Here is a 26,035-nt window from a genome sequence, read left to right as displayed (position 1 = left end):
CAATTCTCGACAAGTTTGCTCAAGTATAAATACATGAGCTATTTAGTCAAGTATCCCGTCTCAATTTTGTCCAATTACTTAAAAATTTTGGGGCCGAAGCGCCGTGTTCCGCCGCCGCGGCGGGCTTCCGGCTTTCGGGCGCGCTTCAAAGTTCGGCCGGATGGCGCTCAGACGCTCAGACGACCTGCAGCTGGACGCGCAGCGCCGCGACGAGCCCTCGGCACGCCGACTCGCACTGATCCAGCACGGTCTCGAAGCCGTTCGCCCCACCGAAATAGGGATCGGCGACTTCACGCGCGTCGCCTTGCGGCGCAAATTCCATCAGCAAACGAATCTTGTCGCGATAGGCCGGGGGACAGATCCGGTTCAATGCCGCGACATTTGCATCGTCCATCGCAATCAGCAGGTCGAAACGCTCGAAGTCGGCGGCCGCGATCTGGCGGCCGCGCAATTGCGACAGATCGTAACCACGCCCGCGCGCCGCCAGCTGGGCGCGCTCGTCCGGTGCTTCGCCGATGTGCCAGTTCCCGGTGCCGGCCGAATCGACCGTCACGCGGTCCGACAGCTTCGCCTCGGCCAGCTCGTATCGCATGACGCCCTCTGCAGTCGGCGAGCGGCAGATATTGCCGAGACAGACGAAGCATACGGAGATCGTTTTCATCGGGTTGTCGCGCCGGAACGGCTTACAGCGGCTGGGACTGCAGCGTGACGTTCGCGCGCATCGGCTGCGCCGACGCCGCCTCGTCGTCGCCGACGAATCCGTACGACACCGTGCGCGCCAGTTCGGCGGTTACTTCGCTTGCGGCAAGCGGCGCCGTGCTCGCGTGCTTCACGGCACTGCTGCACAGGTGCAGGAATGCGGCCGCTGCGAGCGGCAAAACGATCGCCAGGGGCCAGTACATCGATATTGTCTTTTTCATGATGGCGTTCTCTCCATGGATCAAGGCTGCAGGCTATTAGCCCACTTCGCCCGATTGAGATTATAGATAAGGCCACCATCAGGAAAAACCCACCCCTGCGGAATAGACCGTTCTGCTGGCGCGAACAATGCGGCGCGATATGTCAACGTAAAGAGAATGTTCCACGTTGAGTCCAGCAGCGAAAGGAATCCTTACAAACACATACAAAGGTAACGATGCAAAGTGGGAGGATAGCTTTACTTGCATCTGCCCTGCATCGTTAAGCGAACTGATCCGATGAAACCGCGCACCTCCCTTTACCTGCTCCCGGCCATTGCCGTTGCCGCTCTATGCGGCGGCTGCGCGGTCTATCCGTCGAACGCACCGGTCGGCTACAGCGGCTATGGCTACGACGGCGGCGTATACGACGGCTACGATGGCTACGGCGGCTACCCTCCATATGGCTACGGCTATGCGCCGGCCCCGCCGCCGAACGTTTATCTGGGCTTCGGCGGGTATTCGGGATCGCGCGATCCGTACTGGGGGCGCGGCTATCGCGGCGACTGGAATAACGGACGGAACTGGCACGGCGGCGGCGGACGTCCGCCGCCGAATAACCCACCGCCGCCACATGCGGGCGGAGGCGGCGGTCCTGCTGCGGGAGGCGGCGGCGGACATCCGCCGCCGCAGGGGCCGCGCGGCGGTGGGCGCGCGCCTGCCGCACCGGCTGTCAATGTCTCGCCGAACAACGGCTCGCGCATGACCAATCACTGACCGGTGGCCGGCGCGCGACCGGGCTTCACCCCCGATGGCTGCGCTGCGCTGCGTACAGTTCGCGAAACGTTCTGCCGACCGGCGCGGGCATGTCGCGCGTATTGGTCCAGCCGCCGCCAAACGGCAGTCGACCGATCGAACGCTGCTCGCCGCCGACCTTCTCGAGTACGCGCACGGCGAGCTTCGTCAATAGCGCGTAAGCGGCCGGATGCAGCGCGAAGTAGCCCCACAGGGCGAGTCCAAACCGTTCGCGCCACGGGCGCAAATGGCGCTCGACCTGTCTCTCGCGCAGCTTGCGCAGCAAGTCGGACAGCGGAATGCCGACCGGGCACACGCTATTGCACTCGCCGCACAGTGTGGCCGCCTGCGGCAAATCGAGCGCCTTGTCGATGCCGACATAGCTTGGCGTCAGCACCGACCCCATCGGCCCCGGATAAACCCAGCCGTACGCATGGCCGCCCACCTTCTGATAGACGGGGCAGTGATTCATGCACGCGCCGCAGCGAATGCAGCGCAGCATCTCCTGGAAGTCGCCGCCGATGAGCCCCGTGCGCCCGCCGTCGACGAGCACCACATACATATGCTCCGGCCCGTCCTGGTCGCCGGGACGACGCGGACCCGTCAGCAGCGAAACGTAGTTCGTCATCGACTGGGCCGTTGCCGAGCGCGGCAGCAGACGCAGCGCGGTGGCCAGATCCTCGAGCGTCGGCAGCACCTTCTCGATGCCGGTCACGGCAACGTGCACGCGCGGCATCACCGTGCACATCCCTTCGTTGCCCTCGTTCGTCACGACGGCGATCGAGCCGGTTTCGGCGATCACGAAATTCGCGCCGGTCACGCCCATGTCCGCCGACATGAAATGCGGACGCAGCGTTTCGCGCGCCTCGCGCGTCATCTGCGGGATTTCGGTGAGCCGCGGCTTGTTGTGCGTCTTCGCAAACAGGTCCGCGATCTCCTCCTTATCCTTGTGGATCACCGGCATGATGATGTGGCTCGGCGGCTCGTTGTTATTGATCTGCAGGATGTATTCGCCAAGATCGGTTTCAACCGACTGCACGCCCATCTTGCCGAGCACTTCGTTCAGGCGCATTTCTTCGGAGACCATCGACTTCGACTTGATCACCTTCTTCACGTCGTGCTTGCGCGCGATGTCGGCAACGAGCTTCGCCGCGTCCTGTGTGGTCTCCGCGTACAGCACGGTCACGCCGCGCCGCGTCGCTTCGCGCTCGAAGGTGTCGAGCCAGACATCGAGATTGTCGAGCGCGCGATTGCGGCGCTCCTTCAGCGACGTGCGCGTCGCCTGAAAGTCGATCTCGGTCATCACCTGCGCGCGCGCCGCGACGATTCTCGTCGAGAGCTTCGTCAGATTCTGCTGCAGGCGCTGGTCGGCGAGCTTTTGGCCCGCGCGCGCCTTGAAGTGCATCGATTGAACTTGCATGGCGGTGTGTTGGATCCGGATCCTGAATGAAAGTAGCACGCGTCGCGTGTCGGAGCGCGTGCGGGCCGCGCGTCGCCGCGCCTCGCCGCGCGTGAATTACGCGTCGCCGGCGAGCACCTGGGCGATGTGCAGCACACGCGTCGTCGTATCGCCGGTGCGGCGCAAGCGCCCTTCGATGTTCAGCATGCAGCCGAGGTCGCCGAGCACGACTGCATTGGTCCCGCTCGCATGGATGTTGTCGCACTTCTCGTCGACGATCGCCGTCGAAATATCGCCGTACTTGACCGCGAACGTGCCGCCGAAGCCGCAGCAGTGCTCGCAACCCTTCATCTCGGCAACCTGCACGCCGGCCTGCGCGAGCAGCGCACGCGGCTGGGCTTTGACGCCGAGTTCGCGCAGCCCCGCACATGAATCGTGGTACGTCACCGGTCCCGTGAATTCGCCGGGACCGAGCTCGACTTTCGCGACAGTCACGAGGAAATCGGTCAGCTCGTACACCTTCGCGCGCAGACGCGCGAAACGTCCCATCAATTCGGGGTCATTGCCGAACAGATCGCCATAGTGCGCGCGAATCATGCCGCCGCACGAACCCGACGGCACGACGACATAATCGAACTGTTCGAACTCGCGCAGCATCTTCTCGGCGAGGTCGCGCGCGATGCCGCGCTCGCCCGAGTTGTACGCCGGCTGTCCGCAGCAGGTTTGCGCGGGCGGCACGACGACTTCAAAACCGGCACGCTCGATCAGCTTGATCGCCGAGAAACCGATTTCCGGGCGCATCAGGTCGATCAGGCAGGTGACGAAAAATCCGACTCGCATGAGTCCTCCTCCGGGGAAACGTCCCCGATTATGCGACGTTTCCGAAACGATACCAACGCGTGACGCCCCTGGTCGACGCAAAAACCGGTCCGCGCGAAACCGCAGACGCCGTTCGCTTTTTTCACCATACGAGATACAATCGATTTTCCGTCGTGTGACGTGTCATCGATTTGTCCCCCATGAGCGATACGAACCCGGATCCCAAAACCTCGATCCAGGTGATCGAGCGCATGATGCGCCTGCTGGACGCGCTCGCCGCGCACAGCGACCCGGTCAGCCTGAAAGAACTCGCGCAACGCACCGAGCTGCACCCGTCGACTGCGCACCGTATTCTCAACGATATGGTCACGTGCCGCCTCGTCGACCGTTCCGATCCCGGTACCTACCGGCTCGGCATGCGGCTGCTCGAGCTCGGCAACCTCGTGAAGGCGCGGCTGTCGGTACGCGACGCGGCGCTGATGCCGATGCGCGAGCTGCATCGGCTGACTGGCCAGACGGTCAACCTGTCGGTACGCCAGGGCGATGAAATCGTCTATATCGAGCGTGCCTATTCGGAGCGCTCGGGCATGCAGGTGGTCCGCGCAATCGGCGGCCGCGCGCCGTTGCATCTGACATCGGTCGGCAAGCTGTTTCTCGCCGCCGACGAAGCGGCACGCGTGCGCGCCTATGCGACGCGCACCGGACTTTCGGGCCATACGCAAAACAGCATCACCGACCTCGCGAAGCTCGAACGCGAACTCACGCACGTGCGGCAGCAGTCGTGCGCGCGAGATAACGAGGAACTCGAACTCGGCGTGCGCTGCATCGCGGCCGGCATTTATGACGACACAGGCAGGCTGGTTGCCGGGTTGTCGCTGTCCGCGCCGGCAGACCGGCTGCAGGATTCGTGGCTGAATCAGGTCAGCAAGACCGCGCTCGTGATCTCCGAGTCGCTCGGCTATCAACCGGAAGCAGCGCAACCGGACGCGGCTGCGCGATCGGCGTAAAAGAGGTTCGGGCGCAGGAGCGTCCAGACGCCTGAACGCCGGCGTCTCGGTCCATGCGGCAAAACGACGCCTCTCTATCGCCACTGTATCGCTGATCGCCGCCGTACCAATGTAAAAAAGCCCCGCGGCATTTCAGCGGGGCTTTTTGCTTGCGGTGTCCACTACCTGTCGCGCGTACCAGGCGTCCGATCAGGTCCCTGCGCCGTTTGCATCCGCGCTCGTCACGCGCTGCTCGCCGCCGTTGTCGATCCACGTGCGCAAACGCGTCGCATCGGCAAAGCGCGAATACTTGCCGGCCGAGTCGAGCAACACCATGATCATCGGGCGATTGTCGATCGTCGCCTGCATCACGAGGCATTCACCCGCTTCGTTGATAAAGCCCGTCTTCTGCAAACCGATATCCCACGACGGGTTGCGTATGAGCGCGTTCGTGCTGTTGTACGCGAGCGTGCGCTTGCCCGTATAGACCTCGTAGCTGCGGTCGGTCGAGAAGCGGCGGATCAACGGGTACTGATACGCGGCATTGACCATCTTCACGAGATCGCGCGCAGTCGACACGTTCTGGCTCGTGAGCCCGGTCGGATTTTCGAAGTGCGTATCGACCATGCCGAGCTGCTTCGCCTTCGCATTCATCGCCGCCATGAACGCGGGACGGCCGCCCGGGTAGTAGCGCGACAACGCGGCAGCCGCGCGGTTTTCCGACGCCATCAGCGCGATATGCAGCATGTCCTCACGCGACAGCACCGAACCCACGGACAGGCGCGAGCCCGTGTTCTTCTCGTAATCGCGATCTTCGTCGGTGACTTCGATCTGTTCGGTCATCGGCTCTTTCGAATCGAGCACGACCATCGCGGTCATCAGCTTCGTGATCGACGCGATCGGCACGACCGCGCGCGAGTTCTTGTCGAAGAGCGGCTCGGACGAGTTCTGGTCGACCACATACGCGACCGTCGAGCGCAACGCGACGCCTTCGGGCGATTCATGCAGGCCGAACGCCTGACCCGCCGTCGGCGAGCGCGGTTCGAATGCGACGCGGCGGACCACCGAGTGATGACGGCCGTTCATCGTGTAGCTCACGCGCTTTTTCTTCGAGACAGCGCGCGGCGCGTCGCCCTCGCCGCCGCGCTTCGCGGCGGCGACTTTGGCGCCCTTCGCCGATTCGCGGCTCGAAACCTTCGCGGCCGGCTGTGCCGGCTTCTTCGATTTCTTCGTGGCTTTTGCGGACTTCTCGGACTTCGCCGACGCGGTGGTCGACGCAGCAAAGGCGTCGACCGGCAATGCCGATGCCGCTGCGATAACCATCGACGCGGCCACCGACAGCGCAGTAGTCAGCGCCGCGCCGTGCATCACTTTCAGTGACGAAAACATGTCGGTTTTCATTAGTGTTCTGGGGGTAAGGCGGCAGGGAATTGTCCGCCAGTGTAGTGAATCAACGAAAAATTAGCAAATTTAAGCACTTATCGACACTCTTTAAACCGAGTTGTAAGCCTCGATTGCTATTAACCAATGGTTGACACGATCTTCATCGAAAACATCAATCACCGGGGCGAACGATCGGCGCCGTCATGCTGAAAACGATTTCCTCGCATAACGGCAGGTTCACGCAGGGACTTGATCAGGGAATGACGGTCGCGAAGCCCGCACGCGGCGCATCAACGCAAAGCGCCTTGTGTGCAACCGGCGGCGCGCGAGCGCCCTGTCAGGCCGTCAAACCCGCTCTTCAGCAACGACTGCAGACCGGCGCATCGCGCGTTCGACCGGGATAGCGATTTAACGTTCCGCGACAGTTTTAGTTTACGCCGCGATTCTAGCGCGGCTACCGAAGTTTGTTAGGTAGCTCACGAAACCTCACAGGTTTGCGTTAAACATCACAAGAAAGGAACGCCATTACGGTGCATCGACTCAATAAGCATGCGATTTCGCAACTCCATAAATGCTTCATAACGTATTGTTTTCTCGATAAATTATCAGCATTGTGCGATGCACAAAAAATACTTGACAAGGTTAGGCACTGTCCTAAAATGGGAACCATTGTTGCGGCGCACAATGCCTCGTTTCTTTGAGCGGCGCGGCGCAACGCTTCGATCGGCCCATATGTCTTGCGGAAGGTCCGATCCCGGAAATGATTAACCCAACTCGGTCCGCGCCAGACGGACCGGTACTTCAGGAGCGTAAACATGACTCTGCTGACCCCTGAGCAATTCGCTGCAGCCCAGAAAGCCAATCTCGAAACCCTCTTCGGCCTCACGAACAAGGCATTCGAAGGCGTCGAGAAGCTGGTCGAACTGAACCTGCAAGTCGTCAAGTCGACGCTTGCGGAAAATCAGGAAAATGCACAGCGCGCGCTGTCGGTGAAGGACGCGCAAGAACTGCTCGCGCTGCAAGCAAGCCTCACGCAGCCGGTCGCCGAAAAGGTGCTGTCGTACGGCCGTCATCTGTATGAAATCGCATCGGCTACGCAGGCCGAGTTCGCCCGCGTCGCTGAAGCGCAATACGAAGAGCAGAACCGCAAGGTGCAGGCACTCGTCGACAACGTTGCGAAGAACGCGCCGGCCGGTTCGGAAACTGCCGTCGCCGTGATCAAGTCGGCAATCACTGCCGCGAACACGACGTACGAAACGGTCCACAAGGCCACGAAGCAAGCGGTCGAAATCGCGGAAAGCAACTTCAATGCGGCCGCTACCGCTGCATCGAAGGCCGCTTCGCAAGCTGCCGCGCAAGTGTCGCGTCAGGCTTCGGCGACGAAGAAGGCAGCTGCTGCTTAAGACGCTCTTCGAGCGCATCGCAGGCAGGACTGCTGCGCCTGAAGCTTGGAGGCGCAGCACGCGTCAGCAGATTCAGTTTCGGTTTCAACGCATCGGGCTTCGAACGACGCGCCGGTCCATCAAGGTTCAGCGAAACGAACACAGACGGCCCAGCGCGGCTGCGAGTCAACGAAGGGTTCGTTGATCGGCAGGCATCAGCGCCGCGCAGACTCCGTTGTCGCGGCGAGACGCTCCGATACGTGAAACAGCGTATCGTTATCCCCGGCTCCGGCCGGGATTTTTTTGCGCAGTTGGGTCGCGCGCTGGGGTCGTCCCGCGTTTGAGTCCCGTCCTTCGCGGCTGCCAACGCAAAAAGTCGGCGCGCCCTGCTTTCGCAGGAGCGCGCCGATCTGTTTTTACTCGCGTAGATTTGTCGCGCCCGTGCGCCGCCAAACGGCGACGCACGCCCGCTTGCCCTGTTACTTCTTGCGCTGCGGCGGCAAATCCGTGCAAACGCCTTCGTACAACTCGGCCGCCATACCGATCGACTCGCCGAGCGTCGGGTGCGGATGAATCGTCTTGCCGATATCGGTTGCGTCGGCACCCATCTCGACGGCGAGACACACTTCGCTGATCAGGTCGCCTGCATTCAGACCGACGATACCGCCGCCGATCACACGATGCGTTTGCTCGTCGAAGATCAGCTTCGTAAAGCCTTCGTCGCGGCCATTGGCGATCGCGCGGCCCGACGCCGCCCACGGGAACACGGCCTTGCCGTACTTGATGCCTTCGGCCTTGCACTGGTCTTCGGTCTTGCCGGCCCATGCGACTTCCGGGTCCGTATAGGCGACCGACGGAATCTGCAACGCGTCGAAGTAGGCCTTTTCGCCGTGCGCGGCTTCGGCCGCCACGTGACCTTCATGCACCGCCTTGTGCGCGAGCATCGGCTGACCGACGATGTCGCCGATCGCGTAGATGTGCGGCACATTCGTGCGCATCTGCTTGTCGACCTCAATAAAGCCGCGATCCGTTACCGCAACGCCAGCCTTGTCGGCGCCGATCTTCTTGCCGTTCGGGCTGCGGCCGACCGCGACGAGCACGAGGTCGTAACGCTGCGGCTCGGCCGGCGCCTTCTCGCCTTCGAACGTCACGTAGATGCCGTCCTGTTTCGCCTCGGCCGCGGTGGTTTTCGTCTTCAGCATCACGTTTGCGAAACGCTTGCTGTTGAACTTCTCCCACACCTTCACGAGATCGCGGTCCGCGCCCATCATGAGACCGTCGAGCATTTCGACGACATCGATCTGCGCGCCGAGCGTCGAATACACGGTCGCCATTTCGAGGCCGATAATACCGCCGCCGATCACGAGCATGCGTTGCGGAATCTGGCGCAGTTCGAGTGCGCCGGTCGAATCGATGACGCGCGGATCTCCGGGAATGAACGGCAGCTTCACGGCCTGCGAACCGGCCGCAATAATCGCGTTCTTGAACTTGACGACCTTCTTGCCGCCTTCGGTCTGCACTTCCATATGATGCGGATCGACGAAGGCGCCGACGCCCGTCACCACTTCGACCTTGCGCGCCTTCGCCATGCCGCCGAGACCGCCGGTCAGCTTCTTGACGACGCCCGATTTGAACTCGCGCAGCTTGTCGAGATCGACTTGCGGCTTCGCGAACGTGATGCCATGTGCGCCGAGCGCCGCGGCCTCGTCGATCACGAGCGCGGTATGCAGCAGCGCCTTCGACGGAATGCAGCCGACGTTCAGACAGACGCCGCCAAGCGTCGCGTAACGCTCGACGAGCACGGTTTTCATGCCGAGATCGGCCGCGCGGAACGCAGCGGAGTAACCGCCGGGGCCCGAGCCGAGCACGACCATATCGCATTCGATATCGGCCGTGCCGGAGAAGCTGCCCGCTTGCGGAGCCGCCGCCGGTTGTTTCGGGGCCGATTGCGCCGCGGGCTGCGCGGCCGGTTGTGCCGCGGCGGCAGGCGCCGCCGCTTTGGCAGGCTCTTTCGCGGATTCCTTCGCAGGCTTGGCTTCTTCTTTTGCGGGTGCCGCTTCGCCCGACGTTTCGACGGTCGCGATCACCGTGCCTTCCGACACCTTGTCGCCCGCCTTCACGCGTACTTCCTTGACGGTGCCCGCGGTGTCGCTCGGCACCTCGATCGATGCCTTGTCGGACTCGAGCGTCATCAGCGCCTGTTCTTTTTCGATGACGTCGCCCGGCTTGATATTGACTTCAATGACATCGACGTCCTTGAAATCGCCGATGTCCGGCACCTTAACTTCGACGAGACTCATGAGTGTCCCCTTCTCTTGTTGCCGTGTTGATGAGGGATTGCGGCACAGCCGATGAACCGGTGGCGATCAGTCAACGAAAAAACAGGCGCCGCCCAACGCTGGAACGACGCTTGTCCGATCGATAGGGTGCGCAGACCAGGTTCAACGGCATCGGCATGAGCCCGATAATCAGGCTCACGCCGCGCGCCGCAAAAATCAAAGAATGACCCGCCGGAAGTCGCCGAGGATCGAACTCAGATACGCGTTAAAGCGCGCCGCTTCCGCGCCGTCGATCACGCGATGGTCGTACGACAGCGACAGCGGCAGCGTCAGACGCGGCACGAACTGCTTGCCGTCCCACACCGGCTTCATGAAGCTGCGCGACAAACCGAGAATCGCGACTTCGGGTGCGTTGATGATCGGCGTGAAATGCGTGCCGCCGATGCCGCCCAGCGACGAAATCGAGAACGAGCCGCCCTGCATCTGCTCGGGCTTGAGCTTGCCGTCGCGCGCGAGCTTCGACAGTTCCGTCATTTCCTTCGCGATATCGACAAGACCCTTCTTGTCCGCATCGCGGATCACCGGCACGACGAGACCGTTCGGCGTATCGGCCGCAAAGCCGATATGGAAATACTGCTTGTAGACGAGGTTGTCGCCGTCGAGGCTCGTATTGAAGGTCGGGAATTTCTTCAGCGCGGCGACGACTGCCTTGATCACGAACGCGAGCATCGTGAACTTCACGCCCGCCTTTTCGTTTTCCTTGTTCAGTTGCACGCGCAACGCTTCGAGCTCCGTAATATCCGCTTCGTCGTTGTTCGTGACGTGCGGAATCATGACCCAGTTGCGATGCAGGTTCGCGCCCGAAATCTTCTTGATGCGCGACAGCGGCTTCGGGTCGATCGGGCCGAACTTCGTGAAATCGATCTTCGGCCACGGCAGCAGGTTCAGCTCACCGCCGCCTGCCGGTGCGCCGGCGGCAGCAGCCGGCGCGGCGCGCTCGCCCGTCATCACGCCCTTCACGAACGCGGTCACGTCATCCTGCGTGACGCGCCCTTTGGGGCCGGTGCCCTGCACGCGCGCGACGTCGACGCCGAGTTCTCGCGCGAATTTGCGCACCGACGGCGACGCATGGCTCGGCCGGTACGCACCGCCCTCGCCGGCCGGAATCACCGGCGCCTGCGCCAGCGCGGACGGCTGCGCGGCAGCAGGTGCGGCGGCCGGCTTTTGCGGCGCGTCGGACGGCGCTTCGACCGGTTTCTGCGGCGCGGCGGCAGCAGGCGCAGGAGCCGCCCCGCCAGCGCCTTCGATCAGCACGATGACCGTGCCTTCGGACACGTTATCGCCGACCTTGACCTTGACTTCCTTGACGACACCGGCAGCGGGGCTCGGCACATCCATCGTCGCCTTGTCCGATTCCAGCGTGATCAGCGACTGTTCCTTCTCGACGCGATCGCCGACCTTGACGGCAATTTCGATGACCGGCACATCCTTGTAGTCGCCGATATCGGGCACCTTCACTTCCTGCACGCCGCCACCGCTTGCAGCGGCCGGTGCAGCAGCAGGCGCAGCGGCGGGTGCGGCAGCCGCAGCAGCGGCTTGCGCAGCAGGCGCGGCCGCGCCGTTAGCCTGAGCTTGCGCAGGAGCCTTCGACGGCGCAGCGCCCGCGCCTTCACCGTCGACCACGACGATCAGCGTACCTTCCGATACGTTATCGCCGACCTTGACCTTGATTTCCTTGACGACGCCGGACACCGGACTCGGCACATCCATCGTCGCCTTGTCGGATTCCAGCGTCACCAACGACTGCTCTTTCTCGACGGTATCACCCGCCTTCACCAGCACCTCGATTACAGGAACGTCCTTGTAATCGCCGATGTCCGGCACCTTGACTTCGATCGCTTGGCTCATTTGTTTTGTGTCTCCAGGGCCGAGCGCACTCCGCCCGGCATCGAAAGCGGAGTGCGCACGACGTCGCCGGGGGGGCGACGAGTTAGACGGTCATCGGATTGGGTTTGGACGGGTCGAGGTTGTACTTCTTCAGCGCGTCGGCCACGACCTTGCGCTCAATCGTACCCTCATCGGCAAGCGCATTCAGCGCGGCCACGGTCACCCAGTAGCGGTCGACTTCGAAGAAGTGGCGCAGTTGCTCGCGCGTGTCCGAACGGCCGAAGCCGTCGGTGCCGAGCACGACGTAGCGTTGCGGTACGAAGGCGCGGATCTGCTCGCTCAGCGCGCGCACGTAATCGGTCGATGCGATCACCGGGCCCTTCGCATCCTTGAGCAGCTTCTCGACGTGCGAGAGCTTCTTCTCTTCGGTCGGATGCAGCAGGTTCCAGCGCTGCACTTCATGGCCTTCGCGCGCGAGTTCTGTGAAGCTCGGCACGCTCCACAGGTCGGCCGCGACGCCCCAGTCGTTCTTCAGCAGGTCGGCGGCGGCGATCACTTCGTTGAAGATCGTGCCCGCGCCCATCAGTTGCACGCGCGGCGCATTCTTGCCCGATGCGGCGTCACCGTCGGCCTTGCGGAACGCGTACATGCCCTTGATGATGTCCGACGCCACGGCGTCACCCTGCGGAATCGCAGGATGCTCGTAGTTCTCGTTCATCACCGTCAGGTAATAGAACACGTCCTCCTGCTCCTGCACCATCCGGCGCAGGCCGTCCTGAATGATCACCGCGAGCTCGTAGCCGAAGGTCGGATCGTAGCTGATGCAGTTCGGAATCGACGACGCCCACAGCAGCGAGTGCCCGTCTTCGTGTTGCAGACCTTCGCCGTTCAGCGTCGTGCGGCCCGCCGTGCCGCCGAGCAGGAAACCGCGCGAGCGCATGTCGCCGGCGGCCCATGCGAGATCGCCGATGCGCTGGAAGCCGAACATCGAATAGTAGATGTAGAACGGGATCATGATCTCGTTGTGCGTCGAGTACGACGTCGCCGCCGCGATCCAGTCCGACATGCCGCCTGCTTCGTTGATCCCTTCCTGCAGGATCTGGCCGGTTTCCGATTCCTTGTAGAACATCAGCTGGTCGGAGTCTTCCGGCACATACTTCTGACCGTCCTGATTCCAGATGCCGATCTGGCGGAACAGACCCTCCATGCCGAAGGTGCGCGACTCGTCCGGCACGATCGGCACGACGCGCTTGCCGAGCGTCTTGTCCTTCAGCAGGATGTTCAGGATCCGCACGAACGCCATCGTCGTCGAGATCTCGCGGCCTTCGCCGGTGCCCTTCAGCAGCGGCTCGAACACCGACAGTTCCGGCACCGGCAGCGACTCCGCCTTCTGGCGGCGCGCCGGCAGATAACCGCCGAGCTCCTGGCGGCGCGCGCGCATGTACTCGAGTTCCTTCGAGCCTTCTTCGAACGTCAGATACGGAATGTGCGCGATCTCTTCGTCCGGGATCGGCAGGCGGAACTGGTCGCGGAACTGCTTCAGCGCTTCCACCTGCATCTTCTTCTGCTGGTGCGTGATGTTCATCGCCTGGCCGGCTTCGCCCATCCCGTAGCCCTTGATCGTCTTCGCGAGGATCACGGTCGGCTGGTTCTTCGCCTCGGTCGCCGCCTTGTAGGCCGCGAAGATCTTGTGCGGGTCGTGGCCGCCGCGGTTCAGATTCCAGATGTCGTCGTCGGACCAGTCCGCGACGAGCGCCTTCAGTTCCGGCGTGTTGAAGAAGTGCTCGCGCACGAAGGCGCCCGACTCCGACTTATACGTCTGATATTCGCCGTCGACGACTTCCATCATCCGGCGCATCAGCGCGCCCGACTTGTCGCGTGCGAACAGCGCATCCCAACGGCTGCCCCAGACGACCTTGATCACGTTCCAGCCCGCGCCGCGGAATTCGCTTTCGAGTTCCTGGATGATCTTGCCATTGCCGCGCACCGGGCCGTCCAAACGCTGCAGATTGCAGTTGATCACGAATACGAGGTTGTCGAGCCGCTCGCGGCCGGCCATGCCGATTGCGCCGAGCGATTCCGGCTCATCGGTTTCGCCGTCGCCGAGGAACGCCCAGACCTTGCGGCCTTCGGTCTTCGCGATGCCGCGCGCCTGCAGGTACTTCATGAAGCGCGCCTGATAGATCGCCATGATCGGACCGAGGCCCATCGACACGGTCGGGAATTGCCAGAAGTCCGGCATCAGCCACGGGTGCGGATACGACGAGATGCCCTCGCCGCCTACTTCCTGGCGGAAGTTGTCGACCTGCTTCTCCGATAGCCGGCCCAGCAGGAACGCGCGCGCATAGACGCCCGGCGACGAATGGCCTTGCACGAACACGAGGTCGCCGCCGTGATCGGCGGACGGCGCATGCCAGAAATGGTTGAAGCCGACGTCGTACAGCGTGGCCGCCGAGGCGAATGAAGCGATATGGCCGCCGACGTTGGTGTCCTTGCCCGCGCGCAGCACCATCGCCATCGCGTTCCAGCGCGTGTACGAGCGGATCCGGTGTTCGATGTCCTGGTCGCCGGGAATCTTCGCCTGATTCGCAACCGGGATCGTGTTGATGTAGGGGGTGTTGGCCGAAAACGGCAGATGTTCGCCGTGCACGCGCGCGAATTCGATCTGCTTTTCGATCAAATAGTGAGCACGGTTCGGGCCCACAGCAGAAATCACGCCATCGAGCGCTTCGAGCCATTCAGCCGTTTCTTGCGGATCGTTGTCGTCCTGCGAGGCAGCAACATATTTCAGTACTTCATCGGGTACAGCGGACATGCTCGTCTCCTGGATATAGAGGAACGCTCGTGTGAGTGGACGACGCGGACGAGGCACGGCCGCGGCAGTTTCGGCCGATTTTAATGATGCCCACGAGGTCCACGCAACAAAATTTTCGAATTGCGAGATGCTTTCTCATAATGCGGAAAATTGTTGCGGCGCACCCTGATTTGACTGCCCATCTGCTGGTACGTGATCTAGTTTGCTCCCGTTAATGTGACTTTCGCCGCTTTTCTGCGCGATTTCGTACGGACCTGCTGCGCTACAATGCGGTCCATGTTGACCGATCGGCTTTTCGCACGCTCGGCGCGGCCGTCCGGTTCGCCGGCGGATACGTCGCCGTCCCGCTGGCACCACGGACCGTGGTGGTCGAATTCCTATTTGCTGACGCCGCTGCTGTCGATCCTCGTGTTCCTCGTGGTGATGAGCCTCATTTTGTGGAGTCTCAACCGGCGCGAGCAGCAGCAGCAGGAAGACACGCTGTACCGCAACGTGGCGTGGGCACAGCAGCAGATCCGCCTGTCGATGACGGGCGCGCAGGAGCAGATTCAGGCGCTCGCGCGCGACCTCGTCACGGGTCGCGCGGACCCGCACTCGTTCCAGGTTTCCACCGCCGACATCATGCAGGGGCATCCCGAGATCCTCTACATGAACTGGTACACGTCCGAATCGCAGCCGCGCTGGCCCAACACGCCGCTGCCGGTGCTCGGCCAGCGCCTCGCCAAACCGAACGAGCAGCAGATGGACGAGGCCGTCAAAGCCGCGTTCAACGAAGCACGCACGACGCGCCGCCAGGTGTATTCGCCGCTGCTCTACGACGATCTCGGCAATGGCTATATCACGCTGCAGACGCCTGTTTACCGCGACCGCGAGTTTCTCGGCAGCATCGCCGCGGTGTTCTCGGTCGAAGGCATGTTGAAGCGCGACATCCCGCCCGAGCTGTCCGCGAAGTACAAGATCTCGATCATCGACGTCAACAACCGCGAGCTCGCCACGACCTCGACGCGCCCGCGCCTGCCGCGCGACGCGTACTACGATCTGCCGCTCGATCCGCCGGGCCAGGGTATCTCGGTGCGCGTCTACGCGTACCCGCAGATGACGAACTTCACGAACAACACGCTCGTGTGGCTCGTCGCGGGCCTGTCGTGCTTCGTGTTGTGGAGCCTGTGGAGCTTGTGGAAACACACGCGGCAGCGCTTCGAGGCGCAACAGGCGCTCTACGCGGAAGCGTTCTTCCGGCGCGCGATGGAAAACTCGGTGCTGATCGGCATGCGCGTGCTCGATATGCACGGCCGCATCACGCACGTGAATCCGGCGTTCTGCCGGATGACAGGCTGGGACGAGATCGATCTGGTCGGCAAGACCGCGCCATTCCCGTACTGGCCGCGCGATTCGTATCCGGAGATGCAGCGCCAGCTCGACATGACCTTGCGCGGCAAGGCGCCGTCGTCGGGTTTCGAATTGCGCGTGCGGCGCAAGGACGGATCGCTGTTTCATGCACGGCTGTACGTCTCGCCGCTGATCGACAGCTCCGGGCGGCAGACCGGCTGGATGTCGTCGATGACCGACATCACCGAACCGAAGCGCGCGCGCGAGGAACTGGCCGCCGCGCACGAACGCTTCACGACGGTGCTCGAAAGCCTCGATGCCGCGGTGTCCGTGCTCGCCGCCGACGAAGCCGAACTGCTGTTCGCGAACCGCTATTACCGGCACCTGTTCGGCATTCGCCCCGACGGTCACCTCGAGCTGGCCGGCGGCGGCGGTTTCGACAGTTCGCAGGCGTCGTCCGATTCGATCGATATGGTAGACACCTACGCGGGGCTGCCCGCCGCCGCGCTGACCGAAAGCACGGCCGATGCGCAGGAAGTGTATGTGCAGGGCATACAGAAGTGGTTCGAAGTGCGGCGCCAGTATATTCAGTGGGTCGACGGCCACCTTGCGCAGATGCAGATCGCCACCGACATCACCACGCGCAAGCAGGCGCAGGAACTCGCGCGCCAGCAGGACGAGAAACTGCAGTTCACGAGCCGCCTGATGACGATGGGCGAAATGGCATCGTCGCTCGCGCACGAGTTGAACCAGCCGCTCGCCGCGATCAACAACTATTGCTCTGGCGCGGTTGCGCTGGTTAAATCGGGGCGGACAACTCCCGACAATCTGCTGCCGGTGCTCGAAAAGACGGCGCAGCAGGCCGTACGGGCCGGCATGATCATCAAGCGGATCCGTGAATTCGTGAAACGCAGCGAACCGAAGCGCCAGGCGACCCGCGTCGCCGATATCGTCGCGGATGCGGTCGGGCTGGCCGAACTCGAGGCACGCAAGCGCCGCATTCGCATCGTTACCGATATCCGCTCGCGACTGCCTGTCATCTATGTCGATCCGGTGCTGATCGAGCAGGTGCTCGTGAACCTGCTGAAGAACGGCGCCGAAGCGATGCACGATGCGCGGCCCGATGCCGTCGATCCCGTGATTCGCGTGATCGCGCGGCTCGAGGCGGGCAATGTGTGCATCAGCGTCGTCGACCAGGGTCCCGGCGTCGACGAAGCGACCGCCGAGCATCTGTTCGAACCGTTTTACAGCACGAAGTCGGACGGCATGGGCATGGGCCTCAATATCTGCCGCTCGATTATCGAGTCTCACCGCGGCCGCCTGTGGGTGGTGAACAACGTCGAAGCGGACGGCCACATCACCGGTGCCACTTTCCACTGCAGTCTGCCCATCGGCGAACCCGACGGCCCGAGCAACGGCGGGCGCGAGGCGCCGACACCACAAACCGTTACGGGAGAGCTATGAACACCCCAGTCACCACACAGGAAACCGTTTTTGTCGTCGACGACGACGAGGCGGTGCGAGACTCGCTGCGCTGGCTGCTGGAAGCGAACGGTTATCGCGTGCAGTGTTTTTCGAGCGCAGAACAGTTCATCGAGGCGTGGCAGCCGCACCAGCACCCGGGGCAAATCGCGTGTCTGATTCTCGACGTGCGGATGTCGGGCATGAGCGGGCTTGAACTGCAGGAGCGGCTGATCGCAGACAACACGTTGCTGCCGATCATCTTCGTGACGGGTCATGGCGACGTCCCGATGGCCGTCTCGACAATGAAAAAAGGCGCGATGGACTTCATCGAGAAACCGTTCGACGAAGCGGAACTGCGCAAGCTCGTCGAGCGGATGCTCGACAAGGCGCGCAGCGAAAGCACCAGCGTGCAGCAGCAGCGCGCGGCCGCCGAGCGCCTCGGCAAGCTCACCGCGCGCGAGCATCAGGTGCTCGAGCGGATCATCGCCGGGCGTCTCAACAAGCAGATCGCCGACGATCTCGGCATCAGCATCAAGACGGTCGAAGCGCACCGGGCGAACATCATGGAAAAGCTCAATGTGAATACCGTCGCGGACCTGCTGCGTCTCGCGCTGTCGAACAAGCCGCAGCAGGCGCAGTAACGCATGCCGATGCGTTAGTCGTTCCACACTTTTTCGCGGTAACGAAGCGGGCCATGAGCCCGCTTTTCTTTTGCGCCGCCTCTTTTCGTCAGATGCGCGCCAATTCATTAGCTATCCAAACATAGTGCGCATCGCATCGACACGTTGTTTGACAGATGCGCAACGGATACGAGCAGCATGGACGAACGCCACTGCGATTCGACACGCGGAACGTAAAACATGGTGCCGTATTCATTGACAGTGCTGCCTTTGGGCCCTACTTTTAAATGTTCCCTCATCGTCAGGAATGCCTCATGATCGACCGGCATCACGCCGCAGCACCTCGCTCTACAGTATCTTGCTCCGCAGCATCTGGCTCATATACACAGCGTCGCTTTCCGCTTCAACGTCCGCTTCTTCGTGATCACGCAAGGAGGACATGAACATGAAACGTTCCCGAACACGTCAATGCGAACTGCTCATGTGCGCCGCGCTCGCCGGCGCACCGCTCATGACCGGCATCGCCGGCATGGCGATATCCGGCGCTGCGCTCGCGCAAACGGCGGCAAAAATCTCGAACCAGCAACTCGATTCGCTGACTGCGCCGATCGCGCTCTACCCCGATGCACTGCTCGCCCAGGTACTGATGGCCGCCACCTTCCCGCAGCAGATTCAGGATGCCGCGCAATGGTCGAAGGCCAATTCGCAGGAACATGGCGACAACGCCGTCAAGGCGGTCGCGTCGGAACCGTGGGACCCGAGCGTGCAATCGCTCGTTGCATTCCCTCAGGTGCTCGCGACGATGGCATCGAAACCCGACTGGGTCACGCAACTGGGCAATGCGTTTCTCGCACAGCCGAACGATGTGATGGATTCGGTCCAGCGCCTGCGCAAACAGGCGCAGCAAGCGGGCAATCTGAAAACGACCGAGCAGCAGAAGGTGATCGTCGAGCAAAGCACGATTCAGATCGTGCCGGCCAATCCGCAAGTGGTTTACGTGCCGACGTATAACCCGACCGTCGTCTACGGCGCGTGGCCCTACCCTGCCTATCCGCCCGTCTACGTGCCGCCACCGCCCGGCTACGCGATCGCGACGGGCTTCGCGACGGGCCTCGCGTTCGGCGCCGGCGTCGCGGTCGCGAATTCGCTTTGGGGCGGTTTCAACTGGAACAACCATGACGTGAACATCAACGTCAATCGGTACAACAACATCAACGTCAATAACCGGATCAACGCGAACACGACGACGGCGAACTGGAATCGCAACGAGAGCATCAATCGCACGAACGCGAATATCAACCGCAGCGCGAATTTCAACAGCGCGAACCTCAACAACTCGAATCTGGCCGCGCAGCGCGATGCCTATCGCGGCCGCGACGCATCGCGCCAGCAGGCCGAGCAGACATTACAGAACCGCACTGGCCAAAACCTCAGCGGAACGGCGAGCCAACGCGTCAACAACATCCGCAGCGGCGGCGAGAGCACCGGCAACATTCGCAACAGCGCGCAGAACGTGAATCGCGATAACGCGCTGCGCGGCGCCGGCGACGCGGGCACCGCGCGCTCGGACATGCAACGCGGGCAGGCAAGCCGCGCATCGCTCGCGAATAACAGCGGCGCACGCATGGGCGCCGGCGGCGCGGGTCAGCAGGCCAACGCGAATCGCCCCGGCGCGAATGGCGGCGGTGCACGCGGCTTCCAGGGCGGCGGCGCGTCGCGTGGCGGCTTCGAAGGGGGCTTCGAAGGAGGCGGCGGATTTAATGGTGGCGGAAGACAAGGCGGTTTCGGAGGCGGCGGTGGACGCCACTTCGGCCGTGGCCGCTGATCATTCGACAAGGAGCCCAATATGACCCGCTCTCACGTATCACGCTCGCAACGCGCATCAAGCCTCGCGCCGCGCGCGGCATCGCACCGTCACGCCGTTGCACATGTCGCGCGCGGCGCGGCCGCCACGCTGATCGTCGCGGCCACACTGCTGTGCCTCTCGCCTGCCGTGCGTGCTCAGGCCGTTTATCCGACCGCTGAAGCAGCCGCCGAGGCATTCGCCAATGCGCTCGCGACGAACGATCACACGGCGATGAAGCATGTGCTCGGGAATAACTATCCGCGCTTCATTCCGACCACCGACATCGGCGAAGACGATGTCTACGCGTTTCTCGGCCAGTGGGCGAAAGGCCATAGGATCGTCGCCGATCCGGCCTCGCGCAACGGCCGCCCGAGCGCGCACGTCGAAGTCGGCGACGGCGGCTGGACGCTGCCGATTCCGCTCGAGAAAGTCGCAGGCGGCTGGCGCTTCAACACGCCCGCCGCAACCGACGAAATGCTCACGCGCCGGATCGGCCGCGACGAGCGCTCGGCGATTCTGACGTCGCTCGCCTACGTCGATGCGCAGAACGACTACCGGAACCTCACGCAGCACTACGCGCAGAAGTTCATCAGCTCGCCGGGCCAGCACGACGGGTTGTACTGGGACACGGCTCCCGGCGAAACGGAAAGCCCGCTTGGTCCGCTCGCCGCCACGATGCAGCGGCATATCGCACCAGGCGAGGCCTATCACGGCTACCACTTCCGCATTCTCAGCGCCCAGGGCGCGCATGCGAACGACGGTGCCCAGAGCTATCTGCAGGACGGTGTGCTGAAGAAGGGCTTCGCGCTCGTTGCGTGGCCCGCCGAGTATGGCAAGACCGGCGTGATGAGCTTTATCGTCAACCAGGACGGACAGGTGTACCAGAAGGATCTCGGACCGCGCACGGCGAGTGCGGTCGAAGCGATCCGCACGTACGATCCCGATCCGTCGTGGCAGCCGGCGCAGCCCTGAACGCGCGTCGACGTTCCTCGAGCGGCGCCTCGAGCGCCGTCTCCAGGGCGGCATAAAGCAGCGACGGTATAATGGCGAAGTGAAATCGCGGCGCAGTTTTCTGCGCCGCGTATGTTTTCGTGCGACTGCTTCGGCGCTCTTTCGCGATGCCGTCAGGCGATGCCGCCAGCGACGGGTTCAGGCATACATCCCCACGTCGACAATGCGGCGACGATGGCGGTCGGCCGCGACAATGATCGACGCGCCGCGAGCGAATCACACGATGCGCCTCGCTCGCGGCCGCAAGCGCCGGCTGGCCGAGTCGGTCCATCAGCCGCACCCGCTTTCCAAACTGCCCATTCCCAACGACCATGACAGCCACCCTGATCGACGGCACCGCCCTTTCGAAGACTCTGCGCGCCGATGTCGCATCGCGCGCCGCCGCGCTGACTGCGCGAGGCCATCAACCGGGCCTCGCGGTCGTGCTCGTCGGCGACAATCCGGCCAGCGAGGTCTATGTTCGCAACAAGGTGAAGGCTTGCCAGGACAACGGCTTTCACTCGTCGTACGACCGCTATCCATCGACGATGTCCGAAGCCGACCTGCTCGCGCGCATCGACGAACTGAACCGCGACCCGAAGATTCACGGCATTCTCGTGCAACTGCCGTTGCCCTCGCATATCGACAGCCACAAGGTGATCGAAGCGATCGCGCCGGAAAAAGACGTCGACGGTTTTCACGTTGCGAACGCGGGCGCTTTGATGACGGGCAAACCGCTGTTCAGGCCGTGCACGCCATACGGCATCATGAAAATGTTCGACGCGTACGGCATTTCGCTGAAGGGCGCGAATGCGGTCGTGATCGGCCGCTCGAATATCGTCGGCAAGCCGATGGCGCTTTTGCTGCTCGACGCGGGCGCCACCGTGACGATCTGCCACAGCAAGACGCGCGATATCGGCGCGCATACGCGCGAAGCCGATGTCGTAGTCGTCGCGACCGGTATCCGCAATATTCTGACCGCCGATATGGTGAAGCCGGGCGCAGCCGTGATCGACGTCGGCATGAATCGCGATGACGCGGGCAAACTCTGCGGCGACGTCGATTTCGCCGGCGTCAAGGAAGTGGCCGGCTACCTGACGCCGGTGCCGGGCGGCGTCGGGCCGATGACGATCACGATGCTGCTCGTCAATACGATCGAAGCAGCCGAGCGCGCGGCGGGCAAGCAGTAACGCCAATGTGGGCGGGGCGCGTCGGGGCGCATCGGTCGCAGCCCCCTCGCAAAGCTCGCACAGCCCCGGCCAGCCTGCGCGGCGCACGCGGATATCACCATGCCATTCACCGCGGCATCGTGCAGCAGCGCACGCAGGATCGAGGCCGTTCCGTCACGTTGCAGTGCAAATATGCGTATCCTTGAGTTTGGTCCGAAGGCGCCCTGTGCCCGCTCGCCGCGCTTTCGAATCTTTCTGCTACGTCCGGCAGCCGCGGACTGGAAACGGCAGGCGTCGCCCCCATAGTCGAATAACGGGGCGCGACTGCGCCCTGCAAGCGTCAAGGTTTGAGCCTCTTCAACATCACGCGACAGACAGGAAGCACCATGTCCACTACCCAATCGACATCCGACAATCCGCTCCTCGATTTCACCGATCTGCCGCGTTTCGGCGAGATCCGCCCTGAACACGTGACGCCCGCGCTCGACGTGCTGCTTGCCAACGCAACGGCCGCCGTCGACCGTGCGAGCGAACCCGCGACACCGGCATCGTGGGCCGACATCGTCGAACCGGTCGAACGCGCAACCGAACCGTTATCGCGCGCATGGGGGGTGATCGGCCATCTGAACGCGGTTGCGGATACGCCGGAACTGCGCGCCGTCTATGGCGAAAACCTGCCGCGCGTGACCGAATTCTGGTCGAGCGTCGGACAGAACCTTGCGCTGTACGAGAAGTACAAGGCGATCGCCACGAGCGGCGACTATGCGGTGCTGACCAGCGAGCGCAAAAAGATTCTCGAGAACGCACTGCGCGATTTCCGTTTGTCCGGCGCCGAGTTGCCCGAAGACCAGAAGCCGCGTTTCGCGGAGTTGCAGGAACGGCAGGCGGCATTGTCGAAGGCGTTTTCCGACCACGTGCTCGACGCGACCAACGCATACGCGTATCTCGCGGAGTCTGCGGAGGAACTCGCGGGTCTGCCCGAAGACACGATTGCCGCCGCACGCGAAGCCGCTGAGCGCGACGGCAAGACCGGCTGGAAGTTCACGCTGCACTTCCCGTCGTACTTTCCGGTCATGCAATATGCGGAGCACCGGCCGATGCGCGAAGCGATGTACCGCGCGTACGTGACGCGCGCGTCCGAGCTCGGTCCGCAGTACGGCAACGGCAACCCGGACTGGGACAACACGGCCAACGTCGCCGAGCACCTGAAGCTGCGCGCCGAAGAAGCGAAGATGCTCGGCTATCGCAACTTCGCGGAAGTGTCGCTTGCGCCGAAAATGGCGGAATCGCCGGCGCAGGTCATGGCCTTCCTCGAAGACCTCGCGAAACGCGCGCGTCCGCATGCGGAACAGGACTGGAAAGAGCTGCGCGAATTCGCGGCCAGCGAACTCGGCCTCGCCGACATGCAACCGTGGGACATGGCCTTCGCATCGGAACGGCTACGGCAGAAGCGCTACTCGTTCTCGGAAAACGAGGTCAAACAATACTTCCCTGAAGACGCGGTGCTCAAAGGTCTGTTCAAGGTCACCGAGACCTTGTTCGGCGTGCGCATCCGGCGCGACGAGGCGACGACGTGGCATCCGGACGTGCGCTTCTTCCGCGTCGAAAATTCGGATGGCGGACTCGTCGCGCAGTTCTATCTCGATCTGTATGCGCGCGAAGGCAAGCGCGGCGGCGCATGGATGGACGATGCGCGCACGCGCCGCAAGCCGGTGCGCGGTCCCGTGCAAACGCCGGTCGCTTACCTCACCTGCAATTTCTCGGCGCCGGTCGGCGGCAAGCCTGCCTGCTTCACGCACGACGAGGTGATCACGCTGTTCCACGAGTTCGGCCACGGCCTGCATCACATGCTGACGCGCGTCGACGAACTGGGCGTGTCGGGTATCAACGGTGTCGAGTGGGATGCCGTCGAACTGCCGTCGCAGTTCATGGAAAACTTTTGCTGGGAATGGGACGTGCTCAACGACATGACGTCTCACGTCGATACCGCCGCATCGCTGCCGCGCGCGCTGTTCGACAAGATGCTCGCCGCGAAGAATTTCCAGAGCGGCTTGGGCACGCTGCGGCAGATCGTGTTCTCGATGTTCGACATGAAGCTGCACGTGGACTTCGACCCGGCCGGTCCCAAGAGCGCGAACGATCTCGCACGCGAGATCAACGAGCAGTTCCATGTCATTCCACAGGCGTCGTTCTCGCGCTGGCCGAACACGTTCAGCCATATCTTCGCGGGCGGTTACGCGGCCGGGTACTACAGCTACAAGTGGGCCGAAGTGCTGTCGGCCGATGCGTATGCGGCGTTCGAAGAAGCCGCGCAAGCGTCCGACAGCAGCGTGCTCGACGCCGATACCGGCACGCGCTATCGGCGCGAGATTCTCGAAGTGGGCGGCAGCCGGCCCGCGATGGAATCGTTCAAGGCGTTCCGCGGACGCGAGCCGAATATCGATGCGCTGTTGCGTCATAACGGGATGACCGAGCAGCCTGCGGCGCGTTGATTCCGTGAGTTCGCGTCGGGATCTGACGCCCGGCACGACTGTTCGAGCAGTGGAAACCGGGGCATTGCAGTGTTCTGCAATGCCCCGGTTTCTTATCGGCGATACAGTTTGAAATCGACCTGCTGCGGACGCCCTTCAAGCGCCAGTGCCGCACGCGCCGCCGGAGCGCGGCTCACCACCTTGCCGCGGCTCACCACCGCAAGACGCGCGGCACGCAAGCGTATCGCCTCGACTTCGTCACGCGCGTCGAGCATCACACAATTCGCGGCGCAGCCCGGTGCGATGCCGTAGCCGTCCAGACCGAGAATGCGGGCGGCGTTGAACGTCACCGCGTCAAAGCATGCGCGCATCGCATCGAGCCCGGTCATTTGCGCGACGTGCAGTCCCATATGCGCGACTTCGAGCATATCGCCCGAGCCGAGGCTGTACCACGGGTCCATCACGCAGTCGTGACCGAACGCCACGTCGATGCCCGCGGCCAGCATCTCCGGCACGCGCGTCATGCCGCGCCGCTTCGGATACGTATCGGCGCGTCCCTGGAGCGTGATATTGATCAGCGGATTCGCGATCGCGGCGACACCCGCTTCGCGCATCAACGGCAGCAGTTTGCTGACGTAGTAGTTGTCCATCGAATGCATCGAAGTCAGATGCGAGCCGGCGACACGGCCGTGCAGCCCGAGACGATGCGTCTGTGCCGCAAGCGTTTCGATATGACGCGACAGCGGATCGTCGGACTCGTCGCAATGCATGTCGACGCGTAAGCCCTGTTGCGCGGCGAACTCGCACAGCATGCGGACCGATTCGGCGCCATCGGCCATGGTCCGCTCGAAGTGCGGGATGCCGCCGACGACGTCGACGCCAAGGCCGATCGCACGCTTCATGTTGTCGAAGGCGCGCGGGCTGCGCAGCAAGCCGTCCTGCGGGAACGCAACCAGCTGCAACTGCATGTACGGCGCGACGCGGCGCCTGACTTCGAGCAACGCCTCGACTGCCAGCAGACGCTCGTCGCAAACATCGACATGCGTGCGGATCGCAAGCAGGCCACGCGCGACGGCCCAATCGCAGTACTGCAACGCGCGCTCGACAAGCGCCTCCTGCGTAAGCTGCGGCTTCAGTTCGCCCCATAGCGCGATGCCTTCGAGCAAAGTGCCGGACGCATTGACGCGCGGCAAGCCGTACGACAACGTCGCGTCCATATGGAAGTGCGCGTCGACGAACGGTGGCGTGACGAGCGAACCGTCTGCATCGATTTCCTCGCGCGCCTGCGCGCCGATGTGCGGTTCGACTGCAACGATCCGCTCCCCTTCGATGCCGATATCGACCGGTGCTGTGCTTTGCGCACTGCGTGCCGCGCTGCGCGGCAATACCGCGCGACGAATGATCAGGTCCATACGGTCTCCGATGCGAGTGACGCGATTGCACTTCTGGTGTTCATCGATTCTATCGGCGGCAAAAAAGCATGGGGAGAGATTCAGCCCGAGCGT

At 63.0% G+C, this 26,035-nt stretch carries 18 protein-coding genes; 9 read left to right on the top strand and 9 right to left on the bottom strand.

Annotation, left to right across the window (positions count from 1 at the left end):
* Positions 1 to 175 precede the first annotated feature (175 nt).
* Together BTO02_RS09060 and BTO02_RS09055 are read right to left on the bottom strand one after the other, a co-directional pair.
* Complete coding sequence (locus BTO02_RS09060) at positions 176 to 661, bottom strand: low molecular weight protein-tyrosine-phosphatase (RefSeq protein ID WP_075156756.1); 486 nt, start codon at positions 659 to 661, stop codon at positions 176 to 178.
* A 22-nt stretch (positions 662 to 683) separates the two neighbouring features.
* The gene (locus tag BTO02_RS09055) at positions 684 to 920 is read right to left on the bottom strand and encodes a hypothetical protein (protein WP_075156755.1); all 237 of its coding nucleotides are present in this window, start codon (positions 918 to 920) and stop codon (positions 684 to 686) included.
* Between the two features lie 276 nt (positions 921 to 1,196).
* Between BTO02_RS09055 and BTO02_RS34215 the strand changes: the two genes are divergently transcribed.
* The gene (locus BTO02_RS34215) at positions 1,197 to 1,673 is read left to right on the top strand and encodes a hypothetical protein (protein WP_075156754.1); all 477 of its coding nucleotides are present in this window, start codon (positions 1,197 to 1,199) and stop codon (positions 1,671 to 1,673) included.
* A gap of 25 nt (positions 1,674 to 1,698) precedes the next feature.
* On the opposite strand, the gene BTO02_RS09045 is transcribed toward BTO02_RS34215, so the two are convergent.
* Both BTO02_RS09045 and BTO02_RS09040 read right to left on the bottom strand, forming a co-directional pair.
* Entirely contained in the window at positions 1,699 to 3,111 is a 1,413-nt protein-coding gene (locus BTO02_RS09045; protein ID WP_075156753.1) for a LutB/LldF family L-lactate oxidation iron-sulfur protein, read from the bottom strand.
* A 96-nt stretch (positions 3,112 to 3,207) separates the two neighbouring features.
* Positions 3,208 to 3,930, bottom strand: a complete 723-nt coding sequence (locus BTO02_RS09040) for a (Fe-S)-binding protein (RefSeq protein WP_075156752.1) — start codon at positions 3,928 to 3,930, stop codon at positions 3,208 to 3,210.
* Positions 3,931 to 4,109: 179 nt separating this feature from the next.
* Here BTO02_RS09040 and BTO02_RS09035 point away from each other — a divergent pair, with 179 nt between their 5' ends.
* On the top strand, positions 4,110 to 4,916 hold the full coding sequence (locus BTO02_RS09035) for an IclR family transcriptional regulator (protein ID WP_075156751.1): 807 nt from the start codon (positions 4,110 to 4,112) through the stop codon (positions 4,914 to 4,916).
* A gap of 189 nt (positions 4,917 to 5,105) precedes the next feature.
* On the opposite strand, the gene pbpG is transcribed toward BTO02_RS09035, so the two are convergent.
* Complete coding sequence (gene pbpG, locus BTO02_RS09030) at positions 5,106 to 6,296, bottom strand: D-alanyl-D-alanine endopeptidase (protein WP_075156750.1); 1,191 nt, start codon at positions 6,294 to 6,296, stop codon at positions 5,106 to 5,108.
* A 797-nt stretch (positions 6,297 to 7,093) separates the two neighbouring features.
* Between pbpG and BTO02_RS09025 the strand changes: the two genes are divergently transcribed.
* Complete coding sequence (locus BTO02_RS09025) at positions 7,094 to 7,681, top strand: phasin family protein (RefSeq protein WP_075156749.1); 588 nt, start codon at positions 7,094 to 7,096, stop codon at positions 7,679 to 7,681.
* 458 nt (positions 7,682 to 8,139) lie between these two features.
* Here the strand turns inward: BTO02_RS09025 and lpdA are convergent, their stop codons facing one another.
* The 3 genes from lpdA to aceE form a co-directional block, all read right to left on the bottom strand.
* On the bottom strand, positions 8,140 to 9,960 hold the full coding sequence (gene lpdA / locus BTO02_RS09020; RefSeq protein WP_075156748.1) for a dihydrolipoyl dehydrogenase: 1,821 nt from the start codon (positions 9,958 to 9,960) through the stop codon (positions 8,140 to 8,142).
* Between the two features lie 195 nt (positions 9,961 to 10,155).
* A complete protein-coding gene (aceF, locus tag BTO02_RS09015; RefSeq protein ID WP_075156747.1) occupies positions 10,156 to 11,847 on the bottom strand; it encodes a dihydrolipoyllysine-residue acetyltransferase in 1,692 nt (563 codons plus the stop codon).
* Positions 11,848 to 11,929: 82 nt separating this feature from the next.
* Complete coding sequence (gene aceE, locus BTO02_RS09010; protein ID WP_075156746.1) at positions 11,930 to 14,641, bottom strand: pyruvate dehydrogenase (acetyl-transferring), homodimeric type; 2,712 nt, start codon at positions 14,639 to 14,641, stop codon at positions 11,930 to 11,932.
* A 276-nt stretch (positions 14,642 to 14,917) separates the two neighbouring features.
* Here aceE and fixL point away from each other — a divergent pair, with 276 nt between their 5' ends.
* From fixL to BTO02_RS08980, 6 genes are all read left to right on the top strand, one after another.
* A complete protein-coding gene (gene fixL / locus BTO02_RS09005) occupies positions 14,918 to 17,434 on the top strand; it encodes an oxygen sensor histidine kinase FixL (protein WP_075156745.1) in 2,517 nt (838 codons plus the stop codon).
* Positions 17,431 to 18,075 (top strand): oxygen response regulator transcription factor FixJ, encoded by a 645-nt coding sequence (fixJ, locus tag BTO02_RS09000; protein ID WP_075156744.1) that lies wholly within the window; start codon positions 17,431 to 17,433, stop codon positions 18,073 to 18,075. The genes fixL and fixJ overlap by 4 nt, the downstream gene beginning before the upstream one ends.
* 424 nt (positions 18,076 to 18,499) lie before the next feature.
* Positions 18,500 to 19,879 (top strand): DUF3300 domain-containing protein, encoded by a 1,380-nt coding sequence (locus BTO02_RS08995; RefSeq protein ID WP_075156743.1) that lies wholly within the window; start codon positions 18,500 to 18,502, stop codon positions 19,877 to 19,879.
* Between the two features lie 21 nt (positions 19,880 to 19,900).
* Positions 19,901 to 20,872, top strand: a complete 972-nt coding sequence (locus tag BTO02_RS08990) for a DUF2950 domain-containing protein (RefSeq protein WP_198039216.1) — start codon at positions 19,901 to 19,903, stop codon at positions 20,870 to 20,872.
* 350 nt (positions 20,873 to 21,222) lie between these two features.
* On the top strand, positions 21,223 to 22,080 hold the full coding sequence (gene folD, locus BTO02_RS08985) for a bifunctional methylenetetrahydrofolate dehydrogenase/methenyltetrahydrofolate cyclohydrolase FolD (RefSeq protein ID WP_075156742.1): 858 nt from the start codon (positions 21,223 to 21,225) through the stop codon (positions 22,078 to 22,080).
* A gap of 365 nt (positions 22,081 to 22,445) precedes the next feature.
* Positions 22,446 to 24,551 carry a M3 family metallopeptidase gene (locus BTO02_RS08980; protein WP_075156741.1) on the top strand — a complete coding sequence of 702 codons (2,106 nt, stop codon included), beginning with the start codon at positions 22,446 to 22,448 and terminating at the stop codon, positions 24,549 to 24,551.
* Positions 24,552 to 24,643: 92 nt separating this feature from the next.
* On the opposite strand, the gene BTO02_RS08975 is transcribed toward BTO02_RS08980, so the two are convergent.
* A complete protein-coding gene (locus tag BTO02_RS08975; protein WP_075156740.1) occupies positions 24,644 to 25,942 on the bottom strand; it encodes an amidohydrolase family protein in 1,299 nt (432 codons plus the stop codon).
* Between the last annotated feature and the right edge of the window lie 93 nt (positions 25,943 to 26,035).

Origin of the sequence: Paraburkholderia sp. SOS3 (assembly GCF_001922345.1) — a bacterium.
In the GTDB taxonomy this organism is placed as follows: Bacteria; Pseudomonadota; Gammaproteobacteria; order Burkholderiales; family Burkholderiaceae; genus Paraburkholderia.
The sequence above is the reverse complement of the archived record's forward strand: the minus strand, read 5'-3'. Positions and strand labels throughout refer to the sequence as shown.

Bases quoted from the DNA above. Each gene is read 5' to 3' on its own strand.
- BTO02_RS09060 (WP_075156756.1), bottom strand. From the start codon at position 661: ATGAAAACGATCTCCGTATGCTTCGTCTGTCTCGGCAATATCTGCCGC.
- BTO02_RS09055 (WP_075156755.1), bottom strand. From the start codon at position 920: ATGAAAAAGACAATATCGATGTACTGGCCCCTGGCGATCGTTTTGCCG.
- BTO02_RS34215 (WP_075156754.1), top strand. From the start codon at position 1,197: ATGAAACCGCGCACCTCCCTTTACCTGCTCCCGGCCATTGCCGTTGCC.
- BTO02_RS09045 (WP_075156753.1), bottom strand. From the start codon at position 3,111: ATGCAAGTTCAATCGATGCACTTCAAGGCGCGCGCGGGCCAAAAGCTC.
- BTO02_RS09040 (WP_075156752.1), bottom strand. From the start codon at position 3,930: ATGCGAGTCGGATTTTTCGTCACCTGCCTGATCGACCTGATGCGCCCG.
- BTO02_RS09035 (WP_075156751.1), top strand. From the start codon at position 4,110: ATGAGCGATACGAACCCGGATCCCAAAACCTCGATCCAGGTGATCGAG.
- pbpG (WP_075156750.1), bottom strand. From the start codon at position 6,296: ATGAAAACCGACATGTTTTCGTCACTGAAAGTGATGCACGGCGCGGCG.
- BTO02_RS09025 (WP_075156749.1), top strand. From the start codon at position 7,094: ATGACTCTGCTGACCCCTGAGCAATTCGCTGCAGCCCAGAAAGCCAAT.
- lpdA (WP_075156748.1), bottom strand. From the start codon at position 9,960: ATGAGTCTCGTCGAAGTTAAGGTGCCGGACATCGGCGATTTCAAGGAC.
- aceF (WP_075156747.1), bottom strand. From the start codon at position 11,847: ATGAGCCAAGCGATCGAAGTCAAGGTGCCGGACATCGGCGATTACAAG.
- aceE (WP_075156746.1), bottom strand. From the start codon at position 14,641: ATGTCCGCTGTACCCGATGAAGTACTGAAATATGTTGCTGCCTCGCAG.
- fixL (WP_075156745.1), top strand. From the start codon at position 14,918: ATGTTGACCGATCGGCTTTTCGCACGCTCGGCGCGGCCGTCCGGTTCG.
- fixJ (WP_075156744.1), top strand. From the start codon at position 17,431: ATGAACACCCCAGTCACCACACAGGAAACCGTTTTTGTCGTCGACGAC.
- BTO02_RS08995 (WP_075156743.1), top strand. From the start codon at position 18,500: ATGAAACGTTCCCGAACACGTCAATGCGAACTGCTCATGTGCGCCGCG.
- BTO02_RS08990 (WP_198039216.1), top strand. From the start codon at position 19,901: ATGACCCGCTCTCACGTATCACGCTCGCAACGCGCATCAAGCCTCGCG.
- folD (WP_075156742.1), top strand. From the start codon at position 21,223: ATGACAGCCACCCTGATCGACGGCACCGCCCTTTCGAAGACTCTGCGC.
- BTO02_RS08980 (WP_075156741.1), top strand. From the start codon at position 22,446: ATGTCCACTACCCAATCGACATCCGACAATCCGCTCCTCGATTTCACC.
- BTO02_RS08975 (WP_075156740.1), bottom strand. From the start codon at position 25,942: ATGGACCTGATCATTCGTCGCGCGGTATTGCCGCGCAGCGCGGCACGC.